At 46.6% G+C, this 18,698-nt stretch carries 11 protein-coding genes; all 11 read left to right on the forward strand.

Annotated elements, in window-relative coordinates:
* Positions 1–19: 19 nt before the first annotated feature.
* The 11 genes from gltB (at position 20) to GKG43_RS17175 (ending at position 18,507) form a co-directional block, all read left to right on the forward strand.
* Positions 20–4,555 carry a glutamate synthase large subunit gene (gltB, locus tag GKG43_RS17135; protein WP_055152769.1) on the forward strand — a complete coding sequence of 1,512 codons (4,536 nt, stop codon included), beginning with the start codon at positions 20–22 and terminating at the stop codon, positions 4,553–4,555.
* A gap of 12 nt (positions 4,556–4,567) precedes the next feature.
* Complete coding sequence (locus GKG43_RS17140) at positions 4,568–6,067, forward strand: glutamate synthase subunit beta (RefSeq protein WP_055152771.1); 1,500 nt, start codon at positions 4,568–4,570, stop codon at positions 6,065–6,067.
* Between the two features lie 1,324 nt (positions 6,068–7,391).
* The gene (locus tag GKG43_RS22965) at positions 7,392–7,559 is read left to right on the forward strand and encodes a hypothetical protein (protein ID WP_167702491.1); all 168 of its coding nucleotides are present in this window, start codon (positions 7,392–7,394) and stop codon (positions 7,557–7,559) included.
* A 22-nt stretch (positions 7,560–7,581) separates the two neighbouring features.
* Complete coding sequence (locus GKG43_RS17145; protein WP_055152773.1) at positions 7,582–8,655, forward strand: ATPase, T2SS/T4P/T4SS family; 1,074 nt, start codon at positions 7,582–7,584, stop codon at positions 8,653–8,655.
* Entirely contained in the window at positions 8,652–10,154 is a 1,503-nt protein-coding gene (locus GKG43_RS17150; protein WP_173020121.1) for a hypothetical protein, read from the forward strand. Before GKG43_RS17145 ends, GKG43_RS17150 begins: the two co-directional genes overlap by 4 nt.
* Before the next feature lie 172 nt (positions 10,155–10,326).
* Positions 10,327–10,482, forward strand: coding sequence for a hypothetical protein (locus tag GKG43_RS22970; RefSeq protein WP_167702492.1), 156 nt, complete (start codon positions 10,327–10,329; stop codon positions 10,480–10,482).
* Positions 10,483–10,507: 25 nt separating this feature from the next.
* The gene (locus GKG43_RS17155; RefSeq protein WP_055152776.1) at positions 10,508–10,981 is read left to right on the forward strand and encodes a hypothetical protein; all 474 of its coding nucleotides are present in this window, start codon (positions 10,508–10,510) and stop codon (positions 10,979–10,981) included.
* A gap of 75 nt (positions 10,982–11,056) precedes the next feature.
* On the forward strand, positions 11,057–11,389 hold the full coding sequence (locus tag GKG43_RS17160; protein ID WP_050638722.1) for a hypothetical protein: 333 nt from the start codon (positions 11,057–11,059) through the stop codon (positions 11,387–11,389).
* 87 nt (positions 11,390–11,476) lie between these two features.
* Positions 11,477–12,154, forward strand: a complete 678-nt coding sequence (locus GKG43_RS17165; protein WP_070102388.1) for a hypothetical protein — start codon at positions 11,477–11,479, stop codon at positions 12,152–12,154.
* Complete coding sequence (locus GKG43_RS17170) at positions 12,155–16,957, forward strand: InlB B-repeat-containing protein (protein WP_055152778.1); 4,803 nt, start codon at positions 12,155–12,157, stop codon at positions 16,955–16,957.
* Between the two features lie 362 nt (positions 16,958–17,319).
* Complete coding sequence (locus GKG43_RS17175) at positions 17,320–18,507, forward strand: NlpC/P60 family protein (RefSeq protein ID WP_174518404.1); 1,188 nt, start codon at positions 17,320–17,322, stop codon at positions 18,505–18,507.
* Positions 18,508–18,698 lie beyond the last annotated feature (191 nt).

Raw genomic sequence — 18,698 nt, forward strand, 5'->3', positions numbered from 1 at the left:
TGGAGAAAGGAAAGGGATTATGGGTGAACTAAATACGGGCCGGCAGGCCGGACTGTACCGATCCGGTTTTGAACATGACAACTGCGGGATCGGGGCGGTTGTGAATATTAAGGGCATTAAAAGCCATGAGACAGTGGTGAATGCCTTGAAAATTGTAGAAAATCTTGAACATAGAGCAGGCAAGGACGCCGAGGGTCAAACAGGAGATGGTGTAGGAATCTTACTTCAGATTTCACACAGATTTTTCTCTAAGGTTTGTAAACCCCTCGGTTTTTCTTTGCCCCAAAATAGGGATTATGGGGTGGGGATGTTCTTTCTTCCCCAGGACGAACTCAAAAGAAATCAGGCGAAGAAGATATTTGAGGTAATCACTGCGAAGGAGGGACTGCAGTTTCTGGGGTGGAGAGAAGTGCCTGTAAAACCTGACATTCTGGGTAAAAAGGCGGTCGACTGTATGCCGTGTATTATGCAGGCATTTATCGGCAGGCCGAAGAAAATAGAACAGGGACTTCCCTTTGACAGACGGCTCTATGTGGTGCGCCGGATCTTTGAACAGAGCAGCGACGATACATATGTGGCTTCACTTTCCAGCAGAACAATTGTCTACAAAGGGATGTTTCTGGTCGGGCAGCTCAGGATGTTTTTTGAAGATCTGCAGGATGAGGATTATGAATCCGCAATCGCAATGGTGCATTCCCGATTCAGCACGAATACGAATCCGAGCTGGGAGCGGGCGCATCCGAACCGCTTTATGGTGCACAACGGCGAAATTAACACAATACGCGGCAACGCGGATAAAATGGGGGCCAGAGAGGAGACAATGGAATCCGGTTATCTGAAAGGTGAACTGCACAAGGTACTGCCTGCAATCAATACTTCCGGTTCCGATTCCGCGATGCTGGACAACGCGCTGGAGTTTATGGTGATGAGCGGCATGGAGCTTCCGCTGGCAGTTATGATTGCCATACCGGAGCCATGGGCAAATAACCGCAGCATGTCCCAGAATAAAAAGGATTTTTACCAGTACTATTCAACCATGATGGAGCCCTGGGACGGGCCGGCCTCCATTCTGTTCTCGGACGGAGACTGTATGGGAGCGGTTCTGGACCGCAATGGCCTGCGCCCTTCCAGATACTATATCACAGAGGATGATAACCTGATTCTTTCATCCGAAGTGGGAGTATTGGAGATTGATCCTGCGAAGATTATCTTAAAGGAGCGCCTGCATCCGGGGAAAATGCTGCTTGTTGACACCATAAAGGGAGAAGTGATTGACGATGAGGCCCTGAAGGAAAAATATGCAAATGAGTACCCATATGGAGAATGGCTGGACAGCAATCTGATTCAGCTGAAAGATCTGAAGATTCCGAATCAGAATGTGCCAAAGTATACAAGGGAAGAATGTACAAAGCTGCAGAAAGCATTCGGCTATGCCTACGAAGATGTAAAAACGTCTATATTGAATATGGCCCGGACAGGAGCCGAAGGGATTGCGGCAATGGGGATTGATACTCCGTTGTCTGTCCTGTCCCATAAAAACCAGCCATTGTTCGGTTACTTTAAACAACTGTTTGCCCAGGTAACCAATCCTCCAATCGATGCGATCCGGGAGGAGGTAGTTACTTCTACGACCATATACATCGGGAAAGACGGGAATCTTCTGGAGAAGCGGGAGGAAAACTGCAAAATGCTCCAGGTAAATAATCCGATCCTGACAAACACGGATATCCTGAAAATCAAAAATATGAAGGTGGATGGCTTCTGTGTGGCTGAAATACCCATTATATATTATAAGAATACAAGCCTGGAAAAAGCCATGGATTATCTTTTTATTGAAGTTGACCGGGCAATCAGGGAGGGGGCAAACATTCTGATCCTGTCGGACCGGGGCGTGGATGAATACCATGTGGCCATCCCGTCGCTTCTGGCCGTATCGGGCCTGCAGCAGCATCTGGTGCGCACAAAGAAGAGGACATCTGTGGCAATGATACTGGAATCTGGGGAGCCGAGGGAGGTACATCATTTTGCAACACTGCTGGGTTACGGCGCCTGTGCGATCAATCCATATCTGGCTCACGAGTCCATTCGCCAGCTGATTGATACGAACATGCTTCACAAGGATTACTATGCCGCTGTGGATGATTATAACGATGCGGTGATTCATGGCATAATCAAGATCGCTTCCAAGATGGGGATATCTACGATCCAATCTTATCAGGGGGCAAAAATATTTGAGGCGTTAGGTCTGAAGGAAACGTTTATCAGCCGGTATTTTACAGATACGGTCAGCCGGATCGGCGGGATCGGTATCGAAGAGATAGCAGGGGATTATACGGCATTTCATTCTGAGGCATTTGATCCGCTCGGACTGGATGTAGATATGACGCTGAACAGTATTGGAAAACATAAATCCAAAAGCGGGGGAGAAGAGCATCTCTATAATCCGCGGACCATCCATATGCTGCAGCAGTCATCGAGGAGCGGTGATTACGGTTTGTTTAAACAGTACACGAAGTTGGTGGACGAGGAAGGAGAAAAGATCAACCTGAGAGGCCAGCTTGATTTCAACTATCCCGCGAAAGGCATTCCCCTGGATCAGGTGGAAAGCGTAGAGTCTATTGTGACGAGGTTCAAGACTGGCGCCATGTCCTACGGATCCATTTCCAAAGAGGCGCACGAGACTCTTGCCGCAGCTATGAATCAGCTGCAGGGTAAGTCAAACAGCGGGGAAGGCGGCGAAGATATTGAACGTCTGGACACGGACCGCTGTTCTGCTATCAAACAGGTGGCTTCCGGAAGATTCGGCGTGACATCGCGTTACCTGGTCAGCGCCCGGGAGATCCAGATCAAGATGGCGCAGGGCGCCAAGCCAGGGGAAGGAGGGCATCTTCCCGGAGAAAAGGTATATCCCTGGATTGCAAAGACGCGTCATTCCACACCAGGAGTCAGCCTGATCTCACCGCCTCCGCACCATGATATTTATTCCATTGAGGATCTGGCGCAGCTGATCTACGACTGTAAAAATGCAAACAAAGAAGCACGGATATCCGTCAAGCTGGTGTCTGAGGCAGGGGTTGGAACCGTAGCTGCAGGCGTTGCAAAAGCAGGGGCGGAAGTGATCCTGATCTCCGGTTATGACGGCGGTACGGGAGCTGCCCCCAGAAGTTCTATTCAGAACGCAGGCCTGCCCTGGGAACTGGGCCTGGCGGAGACACACCAGACACTGATCCAAAACGGGCTGCGGGACCGGGTGCGGATTGAGACCGACGGGAAATTGATGAGCGGCAGGGATGTGGCAATTGCGGCGCTTCTGGGTGCGGAAGAGTACGGATTTGCAACCGCGCCTCTGGTGACCATGGGATGTGTCATGATGCGGGTGTGCAATCTGGATACCTGTCCGGTGGGGGTGGCAACGCAGAATCCGGAGCTCAGAAAACGGTTTTTGGGTAAACCGGAATATGTGGTGAATTTTATGAGATTTATCGCAGAAGAACTGCGGGAATATATGGCGAAGCTGGGAGTACGCACTGTCGATGAGCTTGTGGGCCGGACGGATCTCTTGAAGAGGAAGGAAATTCCGGCGTCAGAACGGGCATCCGTTCTGAACCTGGACAGCATACTTTACAATCCCTATTCAGGAGAGCGGAAGGGGAGAATTTTCAATCCAAAGAAAGTATATGATTTTGGGCTGAAAAAAACGCTGGATGAGAAAATTCTTTTGAAACAACTGCTTCCGGCTCTGGAAAAAGGGCAGAAGAGAAGCATAGAGGTAGATGTCTCTAACACGGACCGTACATTTGGCACCATGTTTGGTTCTGAGATTACAAAGCGTTACCCCGAAGGCCTGCCAGAGGACAGTTTTGTCGTAAAATGCAAAGGCGCCGGCGGGCAGAGTTTCGGTGCGTTTATTCCAAAGGGACTGACTCTGGAACTGACAGGGGACAGCAACGACTATTTTGGAAAAGGGCTGTCGGGAGGAAAGCTGGTTGTGTGCCCGCCTAAAGGAACCAGGTTCAAAGCCAGTGAGAATATTATTATCGGCAATGTAGCACTTTATGGAGCAACGAGCGGAAACGCTTATATTAACGGCGTGGCGGGTGAAAGATTCTGCGTGCGCAATTCTGGAGTACGCGCGGTAGTTGAAGGGGTAGGAGATCACGGATGCGAGTATATGACCGGTGGCCGTGTTGTGATTCTGGGACAGACAGGGAAAAATTTCGCAGCCGGAATGAGCGGTGGTATAGCCTATGTACTGGATATGAAAAACGATCTATACCGTAAAGTAAATAAAGATATGGTAAATATTGAGAGGCTGACGGATAAGTACGATGTCCAGGAACTGAAAAATATGATTCAGGAGCACGTTGCATACACAAACTCCGTGATCGGTAAAGAGATACTGGATCATTTTAAAGAATATCTGCCCAAATTCAAAAAGATCATACCGGAAGATTATGAGCGCATGATGTCGGCAATTCTGCAGATGGAAGAAAAGGGCTTAAGCAGTGAACAGGCAAAGATGGAAGCATTTAACAAAATCAAAAAGGGAAGATAGGAGGCGTTAACAGTGGGGAAACCAACAGGATTTATGGATTATGAAAGACAGGACAAGACGGCAGAGACGCCGAAGGAAAGAATCAGGCATTTCCGTGAGTTCCATGCGCCTCTATCTAAAGAAGAACAGGAGCTGCAGGGGGCCAGGTGTATGGCCTGCGGGGTGCCCTTCTGCCAGTCGGGGCAAATGTTGAACGGGATGGCGAGCGGGTGTCCTCTGCATAATCTGGTGCCGGAGTGGAATGACTTGATTTATAACGGAAATTGGGAGGAGGCCTACGCGCGTCTTATTAAAACAAATAATTTTCCGGAATTTACAGCTCGTGTCTGCCCGGCACTGTGTGAGGAAGCCTGCACATGCGGGCTCCATGAAAAGCCTGTTGCAACGAAAGCAAATGAATACAGTATCATTGAAAATGCTTATGAACAGGGATATGCCCGTGCCTGCCCCCCTAAGGTAAGAACGGGAAAGAAGGTAGCAGTCATTGGTTCAGGGCCCGCGGGCCTGGCTGCTGCCGACCAGCTGAACCGACGTGGGCATTTGGTGACCGTATTTGAGCGGGAGGACCGGATCGGAGGCCTGCTTCGTTATGGAATTCCCAATATGAAGCTGGAAAAGCAGATTATTGACCGGAAGCTTGCAATCATGGAAGAAGAGGGCATTCAGTTTAAAACAGGCTGCAATGTGGGAAAAACAGTGAAAGCAGCAGACATTTTAAAAGAGTACGATAGAGTGATCCTGGCCTGCGGGGCTTCGGAACCGAGGAATATCAAGGTGCCGGGGCGTGATGCGGAGGGAATATACTTTGCGGTAGACTTTTTGAAATCTACAACAAAGGCCCTCTGGGCAAATCAGATGACACTGAAGGATGGCGCGTATATCTCGGCAAAAGGGAAAAAGGTTCTGGTAATCGGAGGCGGAGATACGGGAAATGACTGCGTTGGAACTGCTGTCAGGCACGGGGCAACGTCCGTACTTCAGCTGGAAATGATGCCAAAGGCGCCGGATCAAAGAGCGGATAACAACCCATGGCCGGAATGGCCGAAAGTCTGCAAGACGGATTATGGCCAGGAGGAAGCCGCCGCCGTGTTCGGAGCAGATCCCAGGGTGTATACAACTACGGTGAAAGAGTTCATTAAGGATAAAAAGGGGGCGGTGTGCAAGGCTTCGCTTGTGAAGCTGCAGGCCAAGATGGATGAAAAAACCGGCAGAATGATGATGGCGGAAATACCCGGGAGCGAATACAGCGTGGATGTGGATCTGGTGCTGATCGCGGCGGGATTTATCGGAAGTGAAAGCTATGTGACAAAAGCTTTTGGCGTTGAAGTGGATGAAAGGCACAATGTGAAAACAGCTCCAGACGGGTATGAGACGGCGGCAAAAAATGTATTTGCAACGGGAGATATGCACAGAGGGCAGTCGCTGGTTGTATGGGCTATCCGTGAGGGACGCGAAGTGGCACAGGAGGTGGATTTGAGTTTGATGGGGTATACGAATTTGTCGGTGCAGTAGGAGGGACGCGAAGTCCGAGGGGAAGCTTGCTTCAGCCGGGGCTGTGCATACTGGTTCTCTATCCATAGAGTAAGCATTAGAAGCTGTCAACGAAAAAACAGGGAAAATGGAGGGCAGAATTTGCTTCCGAAGCAAATTCTGTTGCCGCCGGCGGCGGGAATGCATTAGCATTCCCGCCAACTGCGGCAAGCACCCTCCATTTTCCCTGTTTTTTCGTCTACAGCTTCTTCGCGAACGGACAGGATAGAGAACCAGTATGCACAGCCCCGGCTGAAGCAAGCTTCCCCTCGGACTTCGCTAAGCGCTTCCGGGCGGGAATGAGAGGAACATCCCCTGCGGGGATTCATATTGGCGGCAGCGGATGGGATGTCGTATTGAGGGAATGGGTGAGTTGTGTGGAGATTATGTTGCATCTTTTTCTTTTTGTTTAGTTTTTAGACTTTTAGATTTTGATTTTGAGGGGATTTGGTCTTGACATTTGTGGGGGAGGAGAGTAATCTAAATGTAGATCATATCTTGGTAGGTATCTGGAGTTTTTCTTTTTGGTCAGGGAATCTGAGAATCTTTTGTTTTTCCTTTTTTTGAATTTAGGGTTTGGGGCTGTACAAAGGGTCTGATATTTTTTAGCGAGATTAAATAGTATGCTATGTATTATTCGCATGTTTATCTTTATTTAGCGGGGAGATTTGGGCGCTTGAGAGACGGATCATTTTAGTATATTATTTTTTAATTTTACTGGATTTAGTATTGACATAATATATGGAACATGATATTATACATCATATAATTTAGTTCTATAAATTATTGATTTAATCGGTTATTTTCTTTTCGGTGTGTTGGGCACTGATTCGGATAAGTTCTTTTTCGTGATTTTATCCCAGGGTGTAGTTGAATTTTGTTTGTTATGTTTATTCTTTCAGGGCATTTTTTGTTCTGTCGCAGTATTTTTTTCGGGAATTCTCCCGACTTTATTCCTTTTTAGGCTGATAGTGGCTTTGGGCCGTCAGGGACGGTTTTGAGCATAGTACTGTGGTTTTTGTGTGGATTTTAGTGCAGAGACTGCGGAATTTAAATGAAAGTGTGGTGATGTTTTTTGATTGTCTGAATTTGCATGAATAGTCTGCAGTAACATGTTTAACTAAATGAGTGAGAAGTCTCCCGCCTTGGAAGGTGGAGAGAGGAATCACTTAAAACAAGATGAGCGGCAGTGGCGGGCGGTGAGAAATCGGTATCCCCACTGACATGAGGTCAATCTGCGCATCAATCTAAGATGTAGTCGTACTCTGTATAATTACCTTGCGCGGATAGAAATGGAGGATTTTGAATGAAAACATTTATGGAAGAATATGGTGTGATTGTCGTGGCGGCAATTGTGATTATGATTATTGTTGTGGCTGCGACGCCCCTTGGCAACAGTATTAAGCTGGGAATTACCGCTGCAGTGGAAAAGCTGACGACTGCACTTGGCACTACGGCATCTGTCGTAGGGTGATTGAGGGAAAGGAGAGCTGCCTGTGAAGGTTTCCAGGGAGGCTTGGAATTTAAAAGCAGAAAGTTTTGGGCCGCTGCTTCCCTATGTAATAGATCCGGATATCACGGACATTAATTTTAATGGGACGGATGTGTGGGTGGAGCATTTAAAGCGGGGGATTTATAAAGTTCCGGTACAGCTGCCGGCGGAATTTGTGAGCCAGTTCAGCATCAGAGTGTCTAATGTGGTTAGCAGCCAGATTAATAAGTATAATAATGTTCTTGAAGCGGAGACAGATATCCTTCGCATTTCGATTATTCACTCCAGTGCTACGAACACAGGCTATGCAATATCTATCAGAAAGACGCCTGCGGTGATGCGGATGTCTGTCGAGAATATGTTAAAGGAGCAGTACTGTTCGGGAGAGCTTTTGATCTTTCTTATTAACTGCATCCGGGCCCGCATGAACATGGTATTCTGCGGACGTCCGGGGGCAGGTAAAACGGAGCTTTTAAAGTTTCTGACGCAATATATTCCAAAAGAAGAAAAGGTGATGACCATAGAGGACAACCTGGAGATACATTACAAGGAGATTAATCCGGGTTCTAATTGCGTGGAACTAAAGGTGGATGAGGAATTTTTCCCGTACACGAAAGCAATCAAGACTGCCCTGAGGCAGAATCCCCAGTGGGTTCTGCTTTCAGAGGCACGTTCGGTGGAGGTGAAATATCTGCTGGAGTGTTTTTCTACAGGACTTCATGGACTGACGACTCTGCATACGGACGACACGAGAAAGATCCCGGACAGAATCCAGAATATGATGCAGGATGCCTATGCTGCAACAAGGTTGGAGAACGACATCTACAGTTTTCTGAATGTAGGTGTGCTTCTTAGAAAAAAAGTGACAGAAAGACAGAAAGTTGTCAGGTTTATCGACCAGATATGTCTTTTTGACCGTATAGGTGAGCAGAATGTAAAATGCCTGATTGCGGAGGACGGGAAGTTTATATCCAGAGAAATACCGGAAAACGTAATGAAAAAGTTTAAGCTGGAAGATATTACGGCTCCATTTTCTGATATGGGAAGTATGCCGGTTAATATGCGGAGGAGAGGATGAAGAAGAAAGAGAGAGGAGAGGGAATCTGTTACCTGAATCCCGGGTATTTAAAGAGAACGGTGCGCAGATTCGGGTATCAGTTTTCGGCCCGCAGATATGTGGGGTACTTTTTAGGGCTGTATGGATGTGTGGCGGTATTAGCGTTTGCTTTCAGGCTGAAACTGCCCAGTTTTATAATCATTGCCGCGGCATCTGCCTGTTTTGTGCCGGGGATATTTGCCATGACATACCGCAACTTATATGAAGCCCGGCTTTTTGAGGATGTTACCTCCTATATTGAACAGATGCTGTATTCCTTTAAAAGAAGGTCCAAGATACTGACGGCGCTTGAGGATACACTCGTTTTGTTTGAGGAGGGGGAGAGCCGTATGTATGATGCAGTACATAGCGCTATACGCTATATACAAAATGAAAGCGCGGGAGAAAATCTTTACCGGGAAGCATTTGCAATGATTGAAAAAGAATACGGATGCAGAAGGTTGTATAAAGTTCATGATTTTCTGATTGAGGCGGAGGCTGTGGGCGGGGATTTTACTGCCGCTGCAGATATCCTGCTGAATGACAGGAAACTCTGGATGGACAGAGTGTATGAACTGCAGAGGGAAAAGAAAAATGTGAAGGTTAAAATCACCATTGGCATAGGACTATCCTTTCTGATCTGCGGCATGACCGTACTGATGCTTCCCAAGGAGTTTGGCATTACAGATAATGTCGTCTCCCAGACCGTGACAACGGTGACGGTGCTGCTGAATATGCTGATCTGGTATCTTGCGCAGATGAAGCTGTCAAAAAGCCTGATCCGTGGAGAAGAGGGCCAGGGAGAAGAAACGGTAAAACGGCAATATGAGTATGTAATGCACAGCAACAGGAAAAAGGAAAGGCGCAAGGCATGGTGTATTGCCATCCTGCTGATTCCGGTGAGTGTTCTTATGGCATTGTACGTTGGTCTGCCGGCTGCAGTGCTGTCTGTGATTCTGGCAGCGCTTTTGGCAGGCCAGCCGGACCGCAGATACAGAGTTTCATTGAAACATGTGTCAAGAGAGGTGGAGAAGTCATTTCCAGAATGGCTGATGAGTATGTCACTCCATCTGCAGACCGATAATGTACATGTTTCCTTATCAAAATCGATTCCTCATGCACCGGCAATACTAAGAGAAGAACTGAATACTCTTCTCGCGGGGATTGAAGAAAAGCCGGATTCAGTACGCCCTTATCTTTCGTTTATGAAGCAGGTGCCGCTTCCCGATGTGACTTCAGCAATGAAGGTTTTGTATTCGATGGCAGAATTCGGCGCCTCAGATATCGGCGGTCAGATAGGCCCTCTGGCTGAAAGAGGAGCCGTAATGACAGATAAAGCGGAGCGGCTCAGGACAGAGGATTATATTGCAGGAATCAGTTTTCTGATCCTGCTGCCAATGATAACAGGTGTATTAAAAATGCTGGCCGATCTTGCGCTGGTTGTAGTTTACATTTTATCAGCGGTGAATCATGCCGGCTGAGAGGAGGGGATTGAGTTATGAAAGAATTTCTGGAAGAGTATGGAGGCATCATTGCAATCTCAGTTATGGGTTACGCAGTGATGTCCGGATTGTGGGATATTTTGAGAATGATCTGTGAGACTGGGGGATAGAAGCCATGCGGTATTCCTTATGGATATGGGAGTGATGAAATATGAAAGAATTTCTGGAAGAGTATGGAGGTATTATTACCGCTTGTATTTTGAGCCTGATACTACTGGGAACAATGGCAGATCTGCTCGGAGCGGATGGACAGATTTCATATCTGTTTGCCGGATTTCTGGAAGGACTTGGGCCGATGCGGGGGTAAGAGTATTTGAAGGAGGTGTCTGCGGGTGAAAGCTGTGATCGGAGAATATGGAAAAGTGATTATTCTGGCGGTTGTTTTGGGAATGCTGGTTCTGTTCCTGTTCGGAAGGGGGAATCATGGCTTTCTTGGAATGATTTCTAAGGCAAGGCCGGAGGCAGCTGTGGGAAACGAGAACTCATTTGCCATGGCACAGACTGTATTTTCGCGCAAAGCCCCGGAGCTCTCTGTCTCGGTAAGAAAGCTGCAAAAAGGCAGGGAATATAATCTGCTGGACAGCGGCCTGTTTGAGATCAGGGCGGTTAATCCGGAAGGGGAGGAGGTGCCTGTTACGATTGTCAAATTGACAGCTCCCGGGCAGCAGGATATTACAGGGGAGACAGATCCCCGCAGGTTTGTCCCTTCTATAAGCGGGGAATATCAGATCACATATCGTGCAGAAGAATCCTTTCAGGGAAGTATCAGGGCAAAAGAAAAGAAATATTCTGTCCTGGTTGACTAAAGAGATCTTGTGTAAGGTATATGGACAGAAATAAAAGGGACGGAAAAGAAGTCCCAAAAGAAAAGAGGACAGAGGATGAAAGGTGCGGTGGAGACAATGATGGGGATGATTATGATCGCATTCATGGCCGTGCTTAGCGCAGCCTATATCATGGCATCCCTGAACACCCAGAGTGCGCAGAATTACCATTCTGCGGTAGTGGCAGAGGTCGAAGCAGGGGACTTTACAGACCCTGTAATACGGAGCTGCAGGCAAAAAGCACTGGAAAACGGATATACGGATTTATTAGTCGAACCGATGACAAGCGTAGACAGCGGGAAATTTGCAAAAGTGACGCTGACTTATGACTATACTCTTCCTGTGCTGAACTTGTTTTTAGAGCATCAAATAGTAGGATATGCAAGATGAAAGAGGGGAAAAGCCAGCGGATGCTTTGTGAAAAAGCACCCCGTAATGTCTGCCGGCTGGGGGTTAATAAAAAAGAAAGGGGAAGGTATGAAGAATGCCGTAATAGGCTTTTTTATGATTGTAATACTGGTAATTTCTTTAGCAGCCATTCAGACTGCAGAGAACAGAACTACCAGAAAAAATGAACTGGACAGCAGTCTTAGCGAAGCCATGGAACAATCAATGAAGATACTGACAGTAAATCCTGTATATCATATTGAGAAGGAGTCCGGTTCGGACGAATTTACTGCAGATTTTATTCAGGGTTTTCTTATGAAAACAACGAGTAATTCTGAGTTTACGGTAGAGATATTAAATGTGGATGTCGAAAAAGGCCTGCTGGATGTCAGAGCCAAGGCCAGATTCAGGCAGATAATCGGATATGGTGAGGTATCCTGCCGCAAGACAGTGATATTGGAAGAGCTCGAAGAAGAGAAAGAAACACCCTGTTATATTTCATTCTTCGCAGAGAAGCCTGCCAAGGAGAAGGATACGGAAAGCAGCTATGTTTTGAAGAAGATCAGCGTACACTTTGGTGACAGGCTTAGTGCGGCAATGCTGCCGGAAAGCGGATTGGAGAAGAAAGGATATATTTTCCGCGGATGGAAAATGACAAAACCGGTAAACGGGATCGGGATCCTGTACGGCAATGAAAATATAAACACATTATGTGTAGGAGATGATATGGAATTTCAGGCTGTTTATGAGCAGGAGGAAGTTTTGTAGATGAAAAAGAAGAGACGCATAACAATACTGGTTACTGCGGCAGTAATTTTGTCTCTCTGTGCCCCCATATCCCTGCGTGCACAGGAAGAGCCGGTAAGAATGGGCACAGAGGAGACGGAAATACCAGATAAAATCGTGGGGGCCGGCGAAGAAAGTCAAACTGTACCAGAAGAATCTGATGAATCAAATGAACAGCAGCCGCTGCAGGATACTGCTTCATGGTTTGAGGAAACATTACAAGGGCTGCTCCTTATGGAAGAACCTTTAAAAGTACTGGAAAAAGCAGACGAAAAGGAGCGGGAATTATTTTTAAACAGAATAACTGTCAGGGAGCATTTAGAATTCACTATCGTATATAAATATCTGCTGCTCACGGCCATTGCGGAGGATACATCTTTTTCCGAGAGTATGCAGTCATCGGATGAAATGACGGAAGCAGCATCCGGGAAGACAGGGCATATTCACTTTCTGCGGGAGCTGTTGATGAAAAATAAAGATACAGATCCGGGACAGGAGGATATAGAGGATATTCAGTGGAGGGAGGAGATAGAACAAGAGGCTTTCCGTATATTTCGTGAAGGCATGGAAGAAAAGGCTGCTGCCAACGGGGAAGAATCTGCAGAATATCATGACTTTCAAGAATACACTGAGTATCTCCAGACACAGACTCATGTAGATATCATCGGATTTGCTGATGTGTTGGAAAAGATGCAGTCAGAAAATGAGCCGGAAGCAACGGAAGCATATGAGGCCGCACTTAACCGGCTGGATGAGATTTACAGTACGAAGCCGGAAATAGCTCCAAAGGTACAGATAATCTGCGGTATCCAGGATTATGATGTAAAGAAAAAGGAGCCGTATCTGACCGTTACGATATCGGATCAGGAGCGTGCTGATGTCATAAAATTGCTGCCCCAAAATTTGGAAGTTTTGCTGGAAGAGGAATCGGACATAAATGAGAAAGAAACTGATCAGGAAGATACTGATAAGAAAGATACTGATAAGATAGAAAAGGACAAGAAAGATACTGGTCAGGAAGAGATTCTTAAGGATGCCGCGTCCGAGGATAAAGATCCGAAGGAAACAGAGCCGTCGGAAAAGACAGTCAATGTTACATGGGAATGCGCAGAAGATATTGAACATACGGAATATGAACAGTATACATATACGGCGGTTCCCCAGGAAGGGTATGAATGGAGTGAAGAACTGCTTAAGGGGGAGGAAGACGGGCTCCAGGCCCTGCCCTATGCCAGGGTCATTATAAAGCCAAAAGAGACTGCAAATGTCATGGCAGCCCGTGCCGCAGCGAGCGTCAGTTATAGGGCGTACTGCCAGAACGATGGATGGAAAAGCTGGAGTGCAGGCAGCGCCACTGCAGGCACGATCGGAGAAAATAAGCGGCTGGAGGCTTTGCAGATAAAAATGTCCGGTGACACGAATCTTGGTGTCAAATATCAGGTTCATGTACAAAACAACGGATGGATGAGCTGGGTAAACGGCAGCGGTACAGCAGGCACTACAGGACAGTCGCTGAGAGTGGAAGCAGTCAGGGTTTTGCTGACCGGGGCCAGCGCAGGCTCCTATGATATTTATTACCGTACATACTGCGAATCATATGGATGGCTGGACTGGGCAAAGAATGGGCAGGCAGCCGGTACAGTGAATCTTGGAAAACGCATGGAAGCCTTTCAGGTGAGAATTACAGCAAAAGGCGGGGCCGTACCCGGAACAACTGCTACTCCATTGAAGACAGATGCTGCTGCAAGGGTCGGCAGCAATTACTACAAAACATTTAATGAGGCATTTGATGCCATGCCGGACGGAGGATCTATGTACGTAATAAAAAACTGTTCGGCAACACATATAACGACCAGAAAATCCTTTTCGATATTCCCGGAGGAAAGAAACGTTAAAGTAACGTTCAATGAAAGTACGCTGATACCTGCCGGCATAATCTCTACAGAAGAGGGCTGGAGGGGAAGTCCTACCTGGAATTTCAGCGGCAATGGCGGGTATACAATAACATTTGATGCGAATGGAAAAGGCTCATCGGGTGTAATAGCAGCATACGGTGCAACGATCAACCTGAAGAACGGCTCCAGATTTACGAACTCTGCAGGCAATGGTGTATGGAACGACATGGGAATTACAAACGTTTATGACGGAGTTTACATTTATAATAATAAAGCGCATGGAATTGCAACCTGCAACACGGTCAATCTATATGGCGGCAGCATTTACGGCAATTCTTATGATGGTATCCGTTCACAGAAGGTGATCAATATGTCCGGCGGTAATCTGTACAATAATGGTGAGTGCGGCGTGCATGTGGGAGACGGCGCGTGTATCTTTACGTTGACCGGAGGAACGATCCATGACAATGTAGATGGCGTGGGTAATATAGACGGCAATGGAACTATTAATATCAAGGGAGGCAGCATCTACAGTAATACCCGCCATGGGATTTCTGCCAAAGGAAAATCTTTGAGTATATCAGGCGCAGCCGTTATCCGAAACAATAAAGGCATCGGGGTGGCAGTCCATGGAGGGGAAGCAGCGGTTCAAAATGGAAAAATATATGAAAACCAAAACGCGGGAATTGCAAATAAGGGCAGCATGAAGTTAAGCGGAGGTGAAATCTTTTCAAATTCGAATGCAGGCAGTGGAGGCGGAATAGCCAACAGCGGAACCTTAAGCATCAGCGGGGGGAATGTTCACGATAACTCGGCCGTAAACGGGGGCGGAATAGCAAACAGCGGTACGCTGGCATTGACAGGAGGCAGCATCACGGGCAATTCGGTTTCCGGAAGTGGAGGCGGGATTTGTCTGTCTGGGGGGACGCTCAGGCTGACCGGGGGTACCATTGCAAAGAACAAGGCGAAAAACGGAAATGGTATATACCATAACGGCGCTGTCTTCCAAATGGGCGGAAACGGTGCAGTAGATGCGGGGAATGATGTATATCTACAGACAAATAAGTATATTACAGTAACATCAGCCCTAAAATCTTCGCCTGCTGCGGTTCTGACACCGTCAGGCTATAGCAATGGCAGAAAGGCGGCGGAAGTTGCATATGGCACTAAAAAGGGCAGTTTGCAGTATGCCAGGTACTCATTAACCCCAAAAGGCGGATACTGTCTTCGTCCGGGAGACATGCAGGCATCCGGTGCAAACACGGAGGCGGCAGATATTGTGCTGAGCACGAAGTATACGATTCAATATCATAAAAATTATGATGGAGAGGTGGCGAATGTCCCGAAAAGCACTCCGAAATACTGGTATGAAAATGCAGGAATAGCAGGAGAGGTTCCATCTGAAGGGAGAATAAAATTTCTGGGCTGGTCCGAGAATGCTGCAGCGGAAAAACCTGCCTATAAGCCAGGAGATGTCTTAAGCGCATCTATTAATCGAAATATCACACTGTATGCTGTCTGGGGAACCAAAATCCAGGTGAGCTATGATGGAAACGGAAGCGATGTCCAAAAGGAAAAGTCAGAAGAAATAACCCTGCAGGAGTGCATGAAGAATGGCGGCTACCTTATACATAAAAATAAAGGATATACGGATTATATCAGAAAGGGATACAAATTTGCAGGCTGGGATGTTTCTGCGGGGGCTCCCGTTCAGGCAGTAAAATATCCTGACCAAAAAGAGAACAGGGTAAAATTTGAAGAACTGATGGATATTGCTGAGGCGCAGGCGAAGACTCCTTTGTCAGGAGAAAAGACTCTTCAGCAGGTGCGCTTATATGCACTCTGGGATAAATTTCCCGAAATCACTGCAGAAGGAATACAGGAATTCTTCGAAGGCACCGAGGTTACCAGGGACATGCTCCTGGCAAACATAAAGGCACAGGATCAAGAGGATGGAGACATAACAAAAGACATCCGCATACTCGGAATCAAATATCAAAAAGGAAGGCTTCGGGATGGACAGAAACAGGAGGCGTATGAAGTACGGTGGAAGGACGGCATGCCAGAGGATAAAAAGCTGGATACTTGGTTTTTAGAGCTGGATGACAAAGATTCACCTGTGGAACACCAGATTATTTACAGTGTGAAAGACAGTGCTGGCAATGAGACAGTAAGAGAATGGCCGGTTAAGGTAAAGTATAATGAATTTCCTGTGATAGAGGCCGAGGATAGGTATTTTACACTGGAAGAGGCAAAGGAAGGCAGAATAACCGAAGAAGTGTTGCTGCGAGGCGCTATAGAATCTGGGGCCCTAACGGTGAAGGATAAGGAAGAGGATGAGCGATATCCCGGCAGAATGGAACAGGCAGTAAAACTGGAAGATTTTCATCCGGAAGAATTTACAAGATTTGAAGATTCGGGTTATATCGTAATTACTTTTTCGGCCAAAGACAGTATGGGACCGGGCGGGGAAGGCAAAGAGACTTTCAGGCAATGTACGGTACATATTGTAAAAGACGGGGAAATAACGTCGCCGGAGCCTTTAAAATACGTGCGGTTTATCAACAGAGAATATTACGAAAAGAATCTGAATGCACAGAATGAAAATACAGGAAAAGAAACAGGGAAACCGGAGTCAGAAACCGCTTCAGGAGAACTGCAAAACGGCGGCCTTTACTTAAATTCCAAGTGGTATAGGATTCCGGAATTCAGAGCATTGCTGTCTGGTGCATGGGATGAAGAAAAACCAGCAAGAGAGGTATGGACTTTTAAAAATACAGATGTAAAAAATATAAAGAGTTATGTGGAAGAGCATGGGATAGGAAACAGCCAGGAGCGGACATCGCTTCTGAGGTTCCATGAAGAATTCAGCCATTTGAGAGTCTTGTAAGCGCTTCTTTACTGGCTGCAGACCAGATGGTAACGGCGAATTGTTACTACCCACACCCCAAGGGCGCGAACAATAATGACGAATTTCTAAAATATTACAAATATGTTAAAATTATATTGCATTTTATTCAGTTATCCTTTATAATTTAGTCTATGTAAGCATAAGACGAATTTTGACGAGTCCTCTGCATATAATATAGTTTCTGTGTTCTGATGAAAAGGGCCGGGGACTGCATATCAATAGGGATTTCTGCAACATACAGGCTGCGGGCGATTTGGCAGCAGCCGGCGGAAATGATACTGCAGTACATATTTGCGGGGACATGATAGATCATAAATAAAATAAGGATGGGTGAATTGATTGTGAATTTTAAAAGAGTACGCAACGTGTTTGCAGCAACCGCTTTGACATGTTCTATGATAACTGTGCCTGTATTAGCGGCACCGAATACATCAAGCCTTCAGGATCAGAAAAATGCAGCGCAGAACGAAGTTAGTTCCCTGCAGTCCCAATTAAATTCATTAATGTCAACGATGAATGAACTGGAAGGGCAGTTAGTAGCAAAAGGCCAGGAGATTTCGAAGGCCGAAGAAGATCTTAAAGCGGCGCAGGAAAAGGAAACGCAGCAGTACGAAGATATGAAACTTCGTATTAAGTATATGTATGAAGAGGGCGACGGTTCAGCGCTTGAGAGGATATTGAGTTCAGGAAGTATCGCCGATCTTCTCAGTGAAGCAGAGTACATAGAAAAGGTTCATACTTATGACCGCAATATGCTGCAGGAATACGCGGATACAGTAGAAGAGATCAAGACTCTGGAGACAACGCTTGAAAACGACATGACAAACCTTCAGGATCTGGAAAAACAATATAAATCACAATCAACCGAACTGTCAACCATGCTCAACAGTAAGCAGGCAGAGGTTAGTAATCTGGATTCCATGATTCAGGAAGCAGCAAGAGCTGCATTGGAAGAACAGAAGAAACAGCAGGAGGCAGCTGCGAAAGAGAAAGAAACTGCTGATAAGAAGAATGAAAATACTGCACAGCCAGGTACAAACGGAGGCCAAAGCAATGATCCTGGTACAGGCGGAACTACAGATCCTGGTACAGGCGGAGAAAATAATAACGAGCAGCCGCCGCAGAATGTACCGGAGCAGAATGTACCAGAAGAGAATAATACACCGGATAACGGCAATATTGGTACCCCGGAACCGAACTACAATCCTTCTACAGGCAATGCAATTGTAGACCGGGCATATAGCTGGGTTAATAATGCGGAATATGCATGGGGAGCCTGTGCACCGGGATCTTTTGACTGTTCAGGCTTTGTCAGCTACTGTCTGACCGGAAGTTATATCCGCCTGGGTACAACCTTTGATTTCCTTACATGGCCTCAGGTAAGCGATCCGCAGCCGGGTGACGTGTGTGTGAATGCCAGTCATTGCGGTATTTATATAGGCGGCGGCCAGATGATTCATGCAGCTGATTACGGCATAGGAGTGATCAGCGGGCCAGTGCAGGGTGGTATGATTTACGTACGCTATTAAAATTGATATTACATAATAGAAATGATACTTCATAAAAGACAGAATGCAATATTAAAAAAAACTAAAGGATCCCCAGTGTAAACGGCATTGAGGATCCTTTTCAATTATTTTCCAGCAATATTATCGTTTTTTTTCGGAATATCCTGTTGAAAAATGCTGATGAATATTGTATAGTAAAAAATATATGTGGG

Origin of the sequence: Eubacterium sp. BIOML-A2 (genome assembly GCF_009680135.1) — a bacterium.
GTDB lineage: Bacteria > Bacillota > Clostridia > Lachnospirales > Lachnospiraceae > Faecalicatena > Faecalicatena contortus_B.